The sequence below is a fragment of the Allotabrizicola aquatica (SeqCode) genome, assembly GCF_965194375.1.
GTDB lineage: Bacteria > Pseudomonadota > Alphaproteobacteria > Rhodobacterales > Rhodobacteraceae > Tabrizicola_A > Tabrizicola_A aquatica.
Genome location: NZ_CBDAEL010000004.1, coordinates 221313 through 237546 on the forward strand (window position 1 = coordinate 221313; position 16234 = coordinate 237546).

The window sequence follows — 16234 nt, forward strand, 5'->3', positions numbered from 1 at the left end:
AGCACAGAACATGACCCAGATTTCACGACGGACAGTATTGGCCCTCGGCGGCGCCAGCTTGTTGGCGGCCTGCAATGGGGCGATCTTGGGCAACGGCGTAGGCTCGAACGGGGCCGCGCAGATTGATGCCCGGGTTCAGGCGACCAAATCCTACCTGTTCCAAACCTATCCCGGCACCCGCGATCTTGAACAAAAGGCGCTTGGCGTTTTGTACATGCCGCTGGTCACCGAAGCCGGCTTTGGCATTGGCGGCAGCTATGGCCGTGGTGCCTTGCAGGTTGGCGGGGCGACGGTGGATTACTATGCCGCGACGCGCGCATCGATCGGCTTGCAGATCGGCGCGCAGCAATATGCCCATGCCCTCTTCTTCATGACCGATGCCGCGTTGCAAGACTTCCGCCGCGCCAACGGCTGGGCAGCTTCGGCCGACATTCGCTATGCCATCCCGAAAGAAGGCGCTTCAATCGGCAAGGAAACCACCGAGATGGATCCGGTGGTGGGGCTGATCTTTGGCCAGCAGGGGCTGATTGCCGGGGCGTCTTTGGCGGGCGTAAAGTATACGCGCATCATTCCCTGAGACGCAGCCATAAGGTGAAAGCGGGGGCGCGTGGCCCCCACTTTTGCTTTTATCCCTGTCCGAAAAGATGAGTATTTTAAAAGGCGCAAGCCCTTGTGCGGCGGTCTTAACGGAGGCGCCGGATCAGGCTTGAGGTGTCATTGCGCCCTCCGCCCATCAGTTGGACATCCTTGTAGAACTGATCGACCAGTGCGGTCACCGGCAGTGCCGCGCCAATCTGGTCGGCGGTCTCAAGGCAGATTTTCAGATCCTTGCGCATCCAATCCACTGCAAAGCCGAAATCGAAGGTGTCGGCGAGCATGGTCTTGTGGCGGTTCACCATTTGCCAGCTGCCCGCAGCCCCTTGGCTGATCACCTCGACCACCGCCGCACCATCCAGCCCGGCTTTTTGACCAAAGGCCAAAGCCTCGGACAGGCCCTGCATGAGGCCTGCGATGCAGATCTGGTTCATCATCTTGGCCAGTTGCCCGGCCCCAGTTTCGCCCAGCCGGCGGCAGATGCGGGCATAGGCCGCCATCACCGGCTCGGTCGCGGCATACTGGGCGTCTGGCCCGCCGCACATGATGGACAAGGCACCGTTTTCTGCCCCGGCTTGGCCGCCCGACACCGGCGCATCGACAAAGCCAAAGCCGTGGGAGGCCGCAAGCGCTGCGAGTTCGCGCGTGACTTGAGCCGAGACCGTGGTGTGATCGACAAAGATCGCGCCTTTGGACATGCCCGCAAAGGCCCCATCGGGACCAAGGCACACCTGGCGCAGGTCATCGTCATTTCCGACGCAAGCCATGACGAAGTCCGCCCCCGAAACGGCTTCGCGCGGGGTGGTCGCCGAGGCGCCGCCATGTTTGGCGACCCAAGCGGCGGCCTTGGCGGGCGTGCGGTTGTAAACCGTCACCTGATGGCCCTTGGCCGCCAGATGCCCCGCCATCGGAAAGCCCATGACCCCAAGACCCAAAAACGCCAGTTTTGCCATGATGCCTCCCCAGAAGATTGCCGATCGCGTGCCGATGCACTAGGACTGCATCAGGGCCATGTCGTCAAGGACCGCCCCCCGGATTGTCCCCGGATTGTCCCCCTGAGTGCCCCAAGGATTGCTCGTATGCTGATTGCCTTTCGTTGGACCTTGCGCCTGTTCACCGGCCTTGTTCTTCTGATCCTGCTGGCAGGTTGGCTGGCCTATTACGTCCTGTCACGCTCGTTGCCCGACTATTCGGAAAGCTTCACGCTGGAGGGCATTTCGGCCCCGGTCGAGATTGTGCGCAACAATGCCAATGTTCCGCATATCTTTGGGGGGAACGAGGCCGACGTGTTCTATGCCTTGGGCTTTGTGCATGCCCAAGATCGGCTGTGGCAGATGACAATGCTGCGGCGCACGGCGCAGGGGAAATTGTCCGAGATTTTCGGAGCCCGCACGATGAAGATTGACGAGCTGTTGCGGCGGCTCGATCTTTATGAGCTGTCGCTGCAATCGGTTGCGGCGCAGGACGCGCGGACCACAACCGTGCTTGAGGCCTATTCGGCAGGCGTGAATGCCTGGATCAACGAGGTGAACGCCGGAGCGCGGGGCCGCGGCGCGCCTGAGTTCTTTTTGTTTTCCAATGAAATCTCGGCTTGGGCACCCGCGGATTCCATCGCTATCGTCAAGCTGATGGCACTGCAGATGTCGTCGCATCTGCAATCCGAGGTTCAGCGCGCGCAGCTTTCGCAGATCCTGACGCCGCCGCGTCTGGCCGATATTCTGCCGGAGGACCCGACACAGGGGATTGCAGCTCTGCCCCCCTATGCCAGCCTGATGCCCGGCCCCTATGCCGCGCCGAACCCCAACGCGATGGCCTATCTAGATGAGCCTTTGTCCCCCTTTGTCTCGCGCGCTTTTGCCGGAGCCTCAAACGCCTTTGCCGCCTTGCCCAGCCGTTCGGCTGCGGGTGGTAGCCTCTTGGCCAATGACCCGCATCTGGGATTAACCGCGCCGTCCATCTGGTATCTGGCGCGGCTGGACCTGCCTACAGGTGGCGTGATTGGCGGCACCATTCCGGGGATGCCCCTGATGCTGGTGGGCCGGTCGGACAAGCTGGGTTGGGGCCTGACCTCAGCCTATGTCGATGATCAGGATGTGGTGATGGAAAAGGTCAATCCTGACAACACCGAGGAATATCTGACACCCGAAGGACCAAAGCCGTTTCGCACCGCGCAGACCATCATCACGGTGAAAGATGAGGCGCCGATCACCATCACCCAAAGGTGGAGCGAAAGCGGCCCGATCCTGCCGGGCACCCATTACGATCTGGCCTCGGTCACCCCACCCGGCACCGTGGCCGCGCTGCAATGGACGGCCCTTTCGGGGGCGGACACCTCGATGATGGCGGGGCTGCGGCTGATGACGGCGCAATCGGTGGCGGAGGCTATGGCGGCGGGGCGATTGTTCGTGGCCCCAAGCCAAAACCTGACGCTGGCTGACCAATCCTCGATCGCGTTGCAGACGATCGGAGCTGTGCCCCAGCGCGATGCCTCACACGTGACCCAAGGCCGGATGCCCGCGCCGGGATGGGAGGGTTCGAACCGTTGGACGGGCGTACAGCCCTATGCGACCAACCCCAGCGCGATGAACCCCACCAGCGGCATTGTCGGCAACACCAACAACAAGACCGTCGACCGCCCATTCCCCGACCATGTCTCGTTCGACTGGGGCGATACCCAGCGCGTCCAACGCTGGCTGGCGCTAATGACCGCGCGCGAGGTGCATACACGCGACAGTTTCATCGAAGCGCAACTTGATACCGTCTCGCCCACGGCGCGCAACATCCTGCCCTTGATCGGGGCGGATCTGTGGTTCACGGGCGAACCCGCCCCCGAAGGGACGCCCGAACGCCTGCGCCAGCGTGCGCTGACGCTTTTGGCCGAGTGGAACGGCGAGATGAATGAGCATATGCCCGAACCCTTAATCGCCGAGGCGTGGCTGCGCGCCTTGCAAGACCGGCTGGCACGCGATGAGATCGGGCCTTTGGCCGATGGCTTCACGCATCCCGAACCGCTGTTTTTGGAGCGGGTTTACAAGAACATCGATGGGGCCTCGGTCTGGTGTGATGTGATCCAATCAGCGGCGGTGGAAACCTGCACCGACATTGCCCGCATCGCGCTGGATGAGGCGCTCTTGGGGCTGGTGGAACGCTGGGGTCCGAACCTTGAAAGCTGGCGCTGGGGCGATGCGCATCAGGCCACCCATGACCATCCGGTTCTGGGCGAGGTGCCGGGTCTGCGGTTCTTTGTGAACATCCGCCAATCCTCCAGCGGCGGCGACACCACCTTGATGCGCGGACGCACCAAAGGCACCGGGCCAGAGCCCTATTGGAATGTGCATGCCGGGGCCTATCGCGGGGTCTATGACTTTGCCGATCCTGACAGTTCGGTGTTCATCGTCTCAACCGGCCAGTCAGGCCATCCCTTGTCGCGGTTCTATGATGACCTGTCCGAGCTGTGGCGGCGCGGCGAGTATATTCCGATGAGCCTTGATCCCGCCTTGGCCCGCGCGGCCGCGGTGGGGGTGACGATGTTGACGCCTGAGGGGCGATAGGGGGTAGCACGCCGAGGCAGATGAGCGGGCGTTACAACTCGCTATAGCGTTTGTGCTGACGCGCGGTCCACAGAACGTCAATCTGCCAGCCATCCTCGCCCATCTCTTCGGCCTCGATCACACCTTCGCCGTGGAGCCAAGCCCGCGCCTTACCGGCGGCAAAGGGCAGATGCAGCCGTTCTTGGGTCTTTTCCTCGCCAAAAACGGCGCTCATCGCGGCCAACAGCCGGTCAATCCCGACGCCGGTCAGCGCCGAGACGGGGAAGACCCCTGCCCGGTTCTGGGCTTGCTGCAACAGTGCCTCGTGCTGGCTGGCGTCCACCAGATCCAGTTTGTTCCAAACCTCAATCACCGGAACCTTCGGGTCTACCTTAAGGCTGGTCAGGATATCCATCACATCGGCGGCCTGCTCGGCGGTTTCAGGGTGGCTGATGTCGCGCACATGCAAGATGAGATCGGCCTCTAGCACCTCTTCCAGCGTGGCGCGGAAGGCGGCGACCAGTTGCGTCGGCAGATCCGAGATGAAGCCCACAGTGTCGGACGCAATCACCTTGCGCCCCGCGCCTTCCTTGGAACCGGGCCCGCCCTTTTCATCGGGCAAGACGACGCCACGCATCGTGGGGTCCAGCGTCGCAAAGAGCATGTCCTTGGCCAGCACGTCCGCCCCGGTCATGCGGTTGAACAGCGTCGATTTGCCTGCGTTGGTATAGCCCACCAGCGCCACCAGCGGGAACGGCACCTTGCGGCGCGAGGCACGGTGCAATTCGCGGGTTTTCACCACCTTGTCGAGCTGGCGCTTCAGCCGGATCACCTGATCGTCAATCGCGCGGCGGTCGGCTTCGATCTGGGTTTCCCCCGGACCGCCGACAAACCCAAAGCCGCCACGCTGGCGTTCAAGGTGGGTCCAGGCGCGCACAAGCCGGGTGCGTTGATAAGACAGCGCGGCCAGTTCCACCTGCAACACACCTTCGCGGGTGCGGGCGCGGTCGGCGAAAATCTCTAAAATCAGACCGGTCCGGTCCAAAAGCTTGACGCCCCATTCCTTTTCCAGATTGCGCTGCTGCACCGGGGTCACCGGACCATCGACCAGCACCAGATCAATCTTCAAAGCCTTGAGCCGGGCCGTCACCTCATCCACCTTACCAGAGCCGAACAGCATTCCGGGATGCAACTTTGGCAGGCGCACCACTTCGGCGCCAAGAACCTCAAGGTTGGGCAAGGCGGCGGCAAGACTGACCGCTTCGGCCAACCCATGTTCGGGCAAACGGCGCGAGCGGGACGATTTCAGATCAGGGTGCAGCACATAGGCGCGGGTGAGGGGTTTGGCGGTTTCATAGGCATCAATCCCGCCGTCCTGCGACAACGGGTCATCGTCGAACTCTTCCTCGGGAAGATCAGGGATCAGTCTTCACCCTCATACAGGTTCAGCGGCCCGCCAGGCATGATGGTGGAAATCGCATGTTTGTAGACCAATTGCGATTGACCATCGCGGCGCAAAAGCACGCAAAAATTGTCAAACCAGGTGATGACGCCCTGAAGTTTCACACCGTTGATAAGGAAAATGGTGACCGGAACCTTGGACTTCCGAACCTGATTGAGAAACGCATCCTGCAAATTTTGTTTATCGGCGGCCATTGGCTTATTGTCCTTGTTTCCGTCGCGCTACCCGCATCCGACGCGAAGACGCGCCGGGCATACTAAGTATTGCGCGACACGCAGGCAGTTTCCAGCCCCAAAAAGGACATTATCCCCGCGGAAATCCAACAGTTTCGCTGATTTTCCGCCAGCTTGAGTGTGGGCTGTGCTAGCGGCGCAAGTTTTCGGGCAGCAAGATCGCCAGAATCGCCAGCGCCTCGATCCGCCCCACAACCATCGCAAAGCCCAGGACGATCTGGACTGCACCGCTCTGTCCGCCATAGCTCGCCCCGATGCCCCCCGATTGAGTAACCAGCGGCCCGGTGGTTGTCAGGGCCGACAGTGCCAGCACCAGACTTTCGTCAAAACTGACCCCCAGCACCGTCAGTGCCGCAACAAAGGCCGCGATCGACAGGCCAAAAATCATGAAAAACACCCAAGCCATCGCAGTGCCCTGCCCCGATGCCGCGCGCGAGATGGTTGCGCTTGTGCGCATGCGCGCCACGGCTGAGGGGTGGATCACGCGGTCAAGTTCCTGCTCGCCAAAGCGCAACAGCGCATAGACCCGCAAAAGCTTGACCCCGCCCGCCGTGGTGGCCACCCCGCCCCCGACAATGGCAAGCGCCCAGAGCAAAAGATCGGGTGACGTCAGGCCCGACCAGCCCGGCCACAGCTCCCAAAAGCTGGAGACATAGCCGGTGGTCGTCAGAAATGAGAGGCAGGTAAAGACCAACGCCCAAAGCACGCCAAGCGCTTGGAAAAACCCGTGATCTTGTGTGCCGGACAATGCGCCATAAAGCCCAAGTAGGAACAGACCCACCACGACCACTGCAAGAATACTGCCCGCCAAGCCAAGCTCTGGGTCGCGCCACATCTGCGCCGTGCCGCCTTGCCGCAACAGTCGCAAAAGGGGCCGCCGGCTTAGGGCAAACACCAACACCAGCGCCATCGCAGCTTCGGCCAGAAACCCGCCCTGCCCGTCAGCAGTGCCGCCGGGCAGTGGGCTAATCCCGGAGGTCGAGAGCACCCCCATGGCATGACAGAGCGCCACAAAGCCAGTTTCACCCGCCATGTAGAGACCGGCCCAGAGCACGAGCGTCAGGCCAAAGTAGAACGGAAAAATGCCCGCAGCAAAGCGCGCCATACGCTCAGACGGATCGGCGATCCGGGTGATTTGCTGCATGGCGGGGCTGGCGCGGCCGGGGATGCGGCCGGTTTCGACCTCAACCCCGCCAAGGTTCAGCGGGGCAAGCACCGAAAACACCATAACAAGCGCAAAAAGCCCGCCCAGCCAGCCGACCAGCGATCGCCACAGATGCACCGAGGGCGCAAGCGGCCCTTCAAGAACCGGCGCGCCTGTGGTGGTAAAGGCGGACAGCATTTCAAACATCGCCGCGCCAAACTCAGCCCCGCCCGCGGCGCGCTGCAGCAAGGGCAGCGCCAAGATCGGCGGCAAGATCGCATAGGCCAGCGCCAATGAGATCAGGTGATTGCGCGCCACATTGCGCGGCAGCGCATTGGCACGCGCGAGCCCCAGCATGCCCGCGAAGATCAAAACCAACAGCGCCATATAGACAAAGCTGCGCGCCAACTCATGTTCGTTCAGCACAAAGGCATGGGCCGCGGGCACGAACATGGCCAGCCCAGCCAACCCGATCAAGATGACCAGAAGCGGCAGATCAAGAAGGCGGCGCAGCATCGCCCCGGCCCGTCAGAAGAAGTCGACCGAGACCTGCAGCAGGCGCTCGACCTCGGGCCGGTCGCCGGCCATGGTAAAGAGGGCAATGACATCGCCCGCCTCAATGCGCAGATCACCAGCGGGTTTCATCACCCGGTCGCCCTTCATCACGGCGCCGACCAGCACACCTTCGGGAAAATCAACATCGCGCACCAGCTTGCCCGCCAAAGGTGAGGTGGCCAGAACCTGCGCCTCGACCAATTCGGCCTCGGCATCACCGATCGAATAGACCGCGCGCACCTTGCCGTGGCGGATGTGGCGCAGAATGGACGACACAGTGGTGGCGCGCGGGTTGATATAGGCGTCAATGTCCAAGGCCCCCATCAGCGGGGCGAGCGTGGGGTCGTTGACCAGCGCAATCGCCATCGGACAGCCCGCCTGTTTGGCGCGCACGGCGGCCAGAAGGTTGGTCTTGTCGTCGTCAGTGACCGCAAGGACCGCATCGGCGCGTTCAATCGCCGCCTCGGCCAGAATATCCATGTCCATGCCATCGCCGTTCAAAACGATGGTGCGCGTCAGGTTGTCAGCCGCAAATTCTGCGCGGCTGCGGCTTCGCTCAATGATCTTGGCGCGGATGCGATCGGTCCGCGCCTCAAGTGCGCGCGCGACCGCAAGGCCCACATTGCCGCCGCCGATGATAATCAAGCGTTCTTGCTTTTTCGTCCGCTTTCCAAAGACTTCCAGCGTGCGGTTTACGTCTTCAATATGGGTGAAGACATAGATCCGATCCCCAGCCATCAAGATATCCATCGGCGAAGGGGCGAAGAGTTTACCTTCGTCGCGGCGCACACCGACCACAATTGCGCGCAGGGTTGGGAAAAGCTCGTTCAGCTGGCGCAGGGGCGTCATCAGCACCGGGCATTCTTCAGTCAGGGCGATGCCCAAAAGCTGCGCGCGCCCGTTCATAAAGCTTTCAGTGTCAAAGGCGGCGGGTGCGGCAAGGCGCTGGAGCGCAGCCTCGGCCACCTCACGCTCCGGGCTGATCACCACGTCAATGGGCAGGTGATCGCGGCGATAGAGATCGGAATAGATCGCATCAAGATAGGACTGGCTGCGCAAGCGCGCGATCTTGCGCGGGACCGAAAAGATAGAATGGGCGACCTGACAGGTGACCATGTTCACCTCGTCGGAATGGGTGGCGGCGATGATCATGTCGGCATCGCGCGCGCCGGCCTTTTCCAAGACGTCGGGGTAGCTGGCAAAGCCCGCAACCCCTTGAACATCCAAGGTTTCAGAAGCACGGCGCACGAGATCGGCGTTGCTGTCGACCACCGTCACATCATTCTTTTCGCCCGAAAGGTGACGGGCAATCTGCCAACCCACCTGCCCCGCGCCGCATATGATGACTTTCATGGAACACCTCTGCTTGGGCTGGTGATGGCTTGGCACGGGTCGGGCCGGGGGTCAAGGTTTGCGCCGCGGACAGGCCCGATCTTGCACCGGGAACGCGGTTGGAAAGCTGCGCCTCCGGCGGGGATATTTGAGAACAGATGAAGGGCTTAGCCTTCCTCGTCCTCCTCGCCGCCACCGTTCTTGTGGCCGCCGACCACGCCGAGGGATTTCAGCTTGCGGTGCAGCGCGCTCCGCTCCATCCCGACGAACCCCGCAGTGCGGCTGATATTGCCGCCAAAGCGGTTGATCTGGGTGATGAGGTATTCGCGCTCAAACACCTCACGCGCCTCGCGCAGGGGGAGCGTCGCCATGGCGCCGCCCAGAACCATGCGCCCGCCGGTGTCGGGGCTCGGCTCTTGCCCCGGCAATTCACGCGTCTCAATCGGCCCCGTACCGTCACCCAGGATCAGCACACGCTCAATCACGTTGCGCAATTGGCGCACGTTGCCCGGCCATTGCATGGTTTGCAAAAGCGCCTCGGCCTCAGACGACAGATCGCGCAGCGGCAGGCCTTGGGTGCGATGGAAAAGGTCTATGAAATGGCGGGTCAGGTCAGGGATATCCTCGCGCCGCTCTTCAAGGCTGGGCACGGCAATCGGCACGACGTTCAGCCGGTCAAACAGCTCTTGGCGGAAGCGGCCCGCGCCGATCTCGCGGCGCAGATCGCGGGTCGTCGAGGAGATGACCCGCAGATCAACACGCACCTTGTCATTGCCGCCTTGTCGCGTGAACTGCTGTTCGGTCAACACGCGCAGGATCTTTGACTGGGTGCCAAGGGGCATATCGGCCACCTCGTCGAAATAGACCACCCCGCCATGGGCCTGTTCCAACAAGCCCTTTTCCACGCCCCGCTCGGATGTTTCGCGGCCAAAAAGCACCTCTTCCATCCGCTCCGGCTCGATTGTGGCGGACGAGACCGACACAAAAGTGGCGCCCGCGCGGTTCGAATGCTGGTGGATAAAGCGCGCCGCCATTTCTTTGCCCGATCCAGCAGGACCGGTGAGCATCACGCGACCGTTGGATTTGGTGACCTTTTCCAAGTGCGATTTCAATGTCTTGAAGGCCGAGCTTGCCCCCAGCATCTCGGTCGAGCTCACATCGCGGCGGCGCAGGTCGGCGTTTTCGCGGCGCAGGCGGCTTGTCTCCATCGCGCGCGCAACGACCACCATCAACTGGTCGATGTTGAAGGGCTTTTCGATGAAGTCATAGGCCCCCTGTTTGATCGCGGCGACCGCGATTTCAATGTTGCCATGGCCCGAGATGATGACAACCGGGATGTCCGGATTGTCGCGCTTCACGGTTTTAAGGATGTCGATCCCATCCATCCGGCTGTCCTTCAGCCAGATATCCAAGATCATCAACGCCGGAGGTTCGGCATTGATCTCGGCCATGCACTCGTCGGAGTTCGAGGCAAGCCGCACGGCATAGCCCTCGTCCTTCAAAATATCGCCAATCAGTTCGCGAATGTCTTTTTCATCATCGGTGATAAGAATACTGGTCATCTATCCTCCTTGCCCGCTTGGGGCATCCTGTTTGCCCTGCCGCTTTGGGCGCGAGGGGCGCGGGGCAGATGAATAACTGCCATCGCGCCCGCATGGGCGTTGCCGTCAAACAGCGGCGCGTCTTGAAGCGAGAGCGTGCCGCCGTGTTCTTCAATGATCTTCTTCACGATGGGCAGGCCAAGGCCGGTGCCCTTCTCGCGGGTGGTGACATAGGGCTCAAACAGCCTGGCCCGGTCAGGTGGAAGGCCAGTGCCGTTGTCGAGGATGCGGATCTCGGCCTCATCCTCATTCACCACCATCTCGACGCGAATCTCGGGCTGATAGCCCTCGGGGGCGCCCTTTTCGATCAGCCCTTCGGTCGCTTCACCCGCATTCTTGATGAGGTTGGTCAGCGCCTGCCCGATCATGGTGCCGTCAAATTCCAGCATCGCGGGCAGCTTGGGCAAGCTTGTGACAAACCGCACCCCGGGCTGGCCGTTTTCCTGCAACATCACGGCCGCGCGGACCAGTTCCACCAGATCCCCCTCGCGCCGATCAGGTTCCGGCATGCGGGCAAACTTGGAAAACTCATCGACAATGCGGCGCAAATCGTTGGTCTGGCGAATAATGACATCGGTGTATTGTTCCAAATCCTCGGGTTCTTGGACCTGAGAGCGGAACTTGCGCTTGATCCGTTCGGCCGAGAGCTGGATCGGGGTCAGCGGGTTCTTAATTTCATGGGCAATGCGGCGCGCCACATCACCCCAAGCGGCCATGCGCTGGGCCGAGACAAGCTCGGTCACATCGTCAAAGGCGACCACATAGCCTTCAAGCCGCCCGCCTTCGGTGGCTCGGCGTGAGACGCGCACCAGAAGGCTTTCCAGCTTGCCTGCCCGCGTCAGCCGCACCTCTTCTTGCACCGCGGCCTGAACACTGTCGCGCAGGCGGTCAAGAAGCGGTGCAAATTCGGGCACGGCCAACCCCAAGGGCACGTCATGCGTGCCGTGGCTCACGTCCAAAAGCCGCTCAGCCGCGCGGTTGACGAAATCAACCCTGCCATCAGCATCAAGACCGATCACGCCGGCTGTGACGTTCGACAAAACGGAGTCGAACAGACGGCGGCGCTGTTCGGTTTGGCGATGACTGTCCAAAAGCGCATCACGCTGGCCTTTAAGTTGCTGCGTCATCTGGTTGAAAACGCGGCCTAAAGTGGTGATTTCGTCATCCCCTTCTTCCTCGATCACCTGCACATCCAGATCGCCTTCGCCGACCCGGATCGCAGCGCTAGCCAAGCGCCCCACAGGGCGGCTGAGCTTTTCGGCAAACCACAGGCCAAGCCAAATGGCAGCCAGCACAAGGATCAGAGCAAAGCCAAGGTAAAGCAGGCCGAAGTTGAACAGAACACGCCCACGATCCGCCTCCAACTGCTGATAGAGCGACACGGTTTCCTTGGTGTCATCCAAAAGCGACAGAAGCTGGCCATCCACCGCGCGGCTGATGTAGAGATAGCGATCGGGAAACGCCTCAAGCCGGACGAGGGCGCGGAATTCGTTGTTGATCCAGTCTTCGATGACCACCGTCTCACCAGAGGCGGCGCGCTGCAGCTCATCGGTTGATGGGGCTTCGAAATCAAAAAGGTAACTGCGCTCGCCCCGGGTTTTCAGCGTGCCCGAACCGTCGATCAGATAGACCTCACGCAGACCGCGCTGGATGGCCTGCTGGCCTTGGCTCAGCACTTGGCGAATTTGGCCATCGTCCATGAAGAACTGCGATTGGCGGGTCACGTTCAAGATGCCAGCAAAGGCCGCCGCATCCTCGGTCAGCGCGTCGCGGTGCTCTTTTTCATAGGCCTCAGCGGCGGAAAGCGACGAGCCAACCACGTTGCGCACGCGTTCGGAAAACCAACCTTCAAGCCCGATGTTCAGGTTCAACACCGCAAAGACCGCGACCAGAATCGTCGGCACCAGCGCGATAAACGCAAAGACGCCAGTCAGCCTCAGGTGCAACCGCGATCCGGCCGATTGGCTGCGGCGGTCGGCGATCATCCGGATTACCCGGCTGAGGATCAGCGCGGCGACCAAAAGCACATAGACAAGGTCAATCAGCAGGATCAGCCGCAAAAGGCTGGAACTGGCGCCCAGATCGTAAGGGCCCATAGCCAGAAAGGTGACCACGGCCAACAGCGGCCCAAGAAACACCAAACCAAAGCTGAAGGCACCTTGAATCGCCCGCGCCCGGCGCAGGCGAGACAACCTCACCCATGTCGCGCTGCGATAGGAACTTGACGCCACGCCGAACCACCCCCACACGCGGGCAGGCCGTGCCATTCCCGCCACAGTCTTGTGTCCAACCCGCCTCAGGCGCGATGAACACAGGCCTGTGGCTGATTTACATCAACTTGCGGCGGCGTGTCACGCGGATATCGAGTTCGGTGATCTTTTTTCTCAAGGTATTGCGGTTGATGCCCAAGAGATCGGCACATTTTGCCTGATTTCCGGCTGTCGCATCCAGCGCGATCTCGATCAGCGGGATCTCCATTTCACGCAAAACCCGGTCATATACCCCCGGCGGCGGCAGTTGACCGCCATGGAGATCGAAATAGCGCTTCAGATGGCGGGCCACCGATTGCGCCAGCTTTTCGCCCTCCATCGCGCCCGCAGGTGCCGCACTGGCCTGCGCCTGACCAAGGGCTGCCTCAATCTCGGCGCGCGAGATTTCAGGCTCAGAGGAGGTGACCATCAGGCGGCGCAGCGTGTTTTCCAACTGGCGCACGTTGCCCGGCCAAGGATGGGCGCGCACGAAGGCTTTGGCGTCCTGCGAAAGCTGGCGCACCACCCCGCCCATATCCCGCTCACCGCGCGCCAGAACGTGTTCGGACAGAAGTGGAATGTCCTCGACCCGCTCACGCAGAGCGGGCACCGCCAGCGTGACGCCCGAAAGCCGATAATAGAGATCCTTGCGGAAACTGCCCGCTTCAAGCCGAGAAGCAAGGTCGGTCTGCGAGGTGGACATAATGCGCGGGCCGTTTTCGCCCATCACATCCAACATCCGCACCAGCCGCGCCTGCGCGTCGGCGTCAAAATCGGCCACCTCGTCCAGCACCAAGGACCCGCCCTTACTGCGCGCGAGGAGCGTCGAGATGCCCTCCACACCGCCCAGATCCGCCGATTGGGCCACAACAAAGGGTTGGGCGCGACGATCTGAGAAATCATGGATCGCGCGGGCAATCAGCGATTTTCCGGTGCCAGATTCGCCGGTGATCAGCACCGGCAGATCGGCATTCATCACCCGCGCCACCAACCGATAAAGCGCCTGCATCGCGGGCGTGCGGCCCACCAGCGGCAGTTCTTCGACCACAGGGCGCGGCGTGGCGACCTTGGGCGCCAGCCGCTTTTGCTCCAACGCGCGGGCTGAGCGTTTCATCAGGTCAGGCAGGTCAAAGGGTTTGGGCAGATAGTCGAACGCCTCGGCCTCGGCCGCCTGAATGGCGGTCATGATGGTGTTTTGCGCCGAGATCACGATCACCGGCAGACCCGGTCGCAGCCGGGCGATTTGCGGCAGGGCTTGCAGTCCGTTGCCATCAGGCATGATGACATCGGAAATCACCAGATCCCCTTTGCCCTCTTCCACCCAGCGCATCAGCGTCATCAGTGACGAGGTCGCATGCACCTTGCACCCGGCCCGCGTCAGGGCTTGGGTCAGCACCGTGCGGATGGTGCGATCATCGTCAGCAACAAGAACAGTGCCGTCCATGGCTTAGTCCTTCTTTTCCTTGAGCTCTTTGGGGGCGACCGGCAAAGACACACGAAACACCGTGCGGCCGGGGGCGCTGTCGACCGAAATCCAGCCGTCATGGTCGGAGATGATCTTGGAAATGAGTGCGAGCCCCAGCCCCGTGCCGTTTTCGCGGCCCGAGACGAAGGGTTCGAAGATATCGGCGGCGATGTCGGGCGGGATGCCGGGGCCATCGTCCTGCACCTCAACGGTCAGGGGAAGGCGGGCAAAGCTGCCGTCCTTGCGCCGCACGCGCAGGGATTGGTCGTAAAAGGTGTGCAGTCGAATGGTGCCGGGGCCACGCGCTGCTTCGGCGGCGTTCTTGATGAGGTTGAGAAACACCTGCATCAGTTGATCACTGTCGGCAAAGGTGGGTGGCAGCGAGGGATCGTAATCCTCGACGATGGTCATATGGGTGGCAAAGCCCACCATGGCCGAGCGGCGCGCGCGGTCGAGCGCGTCATGCAGGTTGACCGGGCGGCGGTCCGGCGCGCGCAGGTTGCCGAATTGCTCCACCTGCTCCAACAGTTTCACGATGCGCCGGGTCTCGGCCACGATGAGATCGGTTAGCTCCCGGTCTTCCGGCGAGGCGTTCATGGAGATCAGCTGCGCCGCGCCCGAGATTCCCGCCAGCGGGTTCTTGATTTCATGCGCCAGCATTTCGGCCATGCCGATGGCCGATTTCGCCGCCGATTTCACCTGCATGCCGCGCCCGATCCGGTCGGCCAGATCCCGCGGCGAGATCAGCATCAGAATGTAGTCAGCATTGTCGTGCATCGGGGCAAGCTGGATGTTGCATTGCACCGGCGGACGTTCGCCCGTTGTCACATCGACATCGTTGATGAACAGCGCCGCATGATTGGCGCGCGCGCGGTCCATGGCGCTGTCCATCTCGGCGTCAATCGCCAGACGGTCCAGCACCGGCTGGCCTTTCAACGATTTGAGCGAAGCATTGAGGAAAATCTCGCCCGCCGGGTTCACTTCGGCAATCAGCCCGTAGCGGTCAATCAAGAGCGCGGGGGCCGGAAGGCTGGCCCAGATGACGCCCGGAACCGGGTATGGCGGGCGATAGGCGCTCATGCGGCCTGTCTTTCGGGCGAGGTAAAGGCTGACGGGATCAGGCGCAGCACAGTCGCAGCATCGTCAGCGGTCAGCATTTCGGCCTTGGGCGCGCCGGCACGGTCGGCATACCAGCCCAGATGCTTGCGCGCGACCTTCAAGCCAAGCGCGACACCGTAGAATGAGAGGATCGCCTCGTAATGTTCGGCCACCAGATCGGCCAGCGCGCTGCCATTGGGCTCTACCGGGGCGGGCGTGCCATAAAGCGCATGGGCGATTTGGCCCAAAACCCAAGGCGCGCCCTGCGCGCCGCGCCCAATCATCACCCCATCGGCCCCCGAAAGCCGCAATGCGGTCGCGGCACTGGCCGCATCAATGATATCGCCATTGGCGATGACCGGGATCGACACGGCCGCTTTCACCGCCGCAATCGCCGCCCAATCGGCGCTGCCTTTGTAAAACTGCGCGCGGGTGCGGCCGTGGATGGTGACCATGGCCACCCCTGCCCCTTCGGCCGCTTTGGCGATCTGTGGCGCGTTCATCAGCGTGTCATCCCAGCCCAGCCGGGTTTTGAGCGTGACCGGCACTGACACCGCGCCCACCACCGCCTCGATCAAACGCAAGGCGAGGTCGGGTTCCTTCATCAGGGCCGAACCACAAGCCCCGTTCCCGCCCGACGCCGTGACCCGTTTGGCCGGGCAGCCCATGTTGATGTCGATCACCCGGGCGCCCTGCGCCTCAAGGTAGCGGGCGGCTTCGGTCATCCAACGCGGATCGCGCCCCGCGAGTTGCACCGAGGTGGCGGCATCGCCCACCCCAAGCTCTGCCCGCGCCCGCGCCAAGGGTTTGGCGCGCATCATATCCTCAGACGCCACCATCTCGGACACCACCAGCCCCGCGCCAAAGCGCGCCACGATCCGCCGGAACGGCATATCAGTGATTCCGGCCATGGGGGCCAGAATCACTGGGGGCAGGAAAGACAGCGATGCATTCGTCATTTGGCTTCCTCT

At 62.2% G+C, this 16234-nt stretch carries 12 protein-coding genes; 2 read left to right on the forward strand and 10 right to left on the reverse strand.

The window, feature by feature from the left end:
• The first annotated feature begins 10 nt into the window (after positions 1-10).
• Positions 11-577 (forward strand): lipid-binding SYLF domain-containing protein, encoded by a 567-nt coding sequence (locus AC72UB_RS08100; protein WP_505189306.1) that lies wholly within the window; start codon positions 11-13, stop codon positions 575-577.
• A 106-nt stretch (positions 578-683) separates the two neighbouring features.
• Here the strand turns inward: AC72UB_RS08100 and AC72UB_RS08105 are convergent, their stop codons facing one another.
• Positions 684-1547, reverse strand: coding sequence for an NAD(P)-dependent oxidoreductase (locus AC72UB_RS08105; protein WP_505189307.1), 864 nt, complete (start codon positions 1545-1547; stop codon positions 684-686).
• 126 nt (positions 1548-1673) lie between these two features.
• Between AC72UB_RS08105 and AC72UB_RS08110 the strand changes: the two genes are divergently transcribed.
• The gene (locus AC72UB_RS08110) at positions 1674-4145 is read left to right on the forward strand and encodes a penicillin acylase family protein (protein ID WP_505189308.1); all 2472 of its coding nucleotides are present in this window, start codon (positions 1674-1676) and stop codon (positions 4143-4145) included.
• A gap of 31 nt (positions 4146-4176) precedes the next feature.
• Here the strand turns inward: AC72UB_RS08110 and hflX are convergent, their stop codons facing one another.
• The 9 genes from hflX to dusB form a co-directional block, all read right to left on the reverse strand.
• Complete coding sequence (gene hflX / locus AC72UB_RS08115; protein ID WP_505189309.1) at positions 4177-5508, reverse strand: GTPase HflX; 1332 nt, start codon at positions 5506-5508, stop codon at positions 4177-4179.
• Between the two features lie 38 nt (positions 5509-5546).
• Positions 5547-5780, reverse strand: a complete 234-nt coding sequence (gene hfq / locus AC72UB_RS08120; RefSeq protein ID WP_430464146.1) for an RNA chaperone Hfq — start codon at positions 5778-5780, stop codon at positions 5547-5549.
• A 169-nt stretch (positions 5781-5949) separates the two neighbouring features.
• Positions 5950-7479, reverse strand: coding sequence for a potassium transporter TrkG (locus AC72UB_RS08125; RefSeq protein WP_505189310.1), 1530 nt, complete (start codon positions 7477-7479; stop codon positions 5950-5952).
• Positions 7480-7491: 12 nt separating this feature from the next.
• A complete protein-coding gene (trkA, locus tag AC72UB_RS08130) occupies positions 7492-8871 on the reverse strand; it encodes a Trk system potassium transporter TrkA (protein ID WP_463288527.1) in 1380 nt (459 codons plus the stop codon).
• Between the two features lie 146 nt (positions 8872-9017).
• A complete protein-coding gene (ntrX, locus tag AC72UB_RS08135; RefSeq protein WP_505189311.1) occupies positions 9018-10412 on the reverse strand; it encodes a nitrogen assimilation response regulator NtrX in 1395 nt (464 codons plus the stop codon).
• Positions 10409-12718, reverse strand: coding sequence for a sensor histidine kinase NtrY-like (locus AC72UB_RS08140; RefSeq protein ID WP_505189312.1), 2310 nt, complete (start codon positions 12716-12718; stop codon positions 10409-10411). Before AC72UB_RS08140 ends, ntrX begins: the two co-directional genes overlap by 4 nt.
• A gap of 61 nt (positions 12719-12779) precedes the next feature.
• A complete protein-coding gene (locus tag AC72UB_RS08145) occupies positions 12780-14144 on the reverse strand; it encodes a response regulator (RefSeq protein WP_505189313.1) in 1365 nt (454 codons plus the stop codon).
• Positions 14145-14147: 3 nt separating this feature from the next.
• Positions 14148-15245 carry a two-component system sensor histidine kinase NtrB gene (locus AC72UB_RS08150; protein WP_463288531.1) on the reverse strand — a complete coding sequence of 366 codons (1098 nt, stop codon included), beginning with the start codon at positions 15243-15245 and terminating at the stop codon, positions 14148-14150.
• Positions 15242-16222, reverse strand: coding sequence for a tRNA dihydrouridine synthase DusB (gene dusB / locus AC72UB_RS08155; protein WP_505189314.1), 981 nt, complete (start codon positions 16220-16222; stop codon positions 15242-15244). The genes AC72UB_RS08150 and dusB overlap by 4 nt, the downstream gene beginning before the upstream one ends.
• Between the last annotated feature and the right edge of the window lie 12 nt (positions 16223-16234).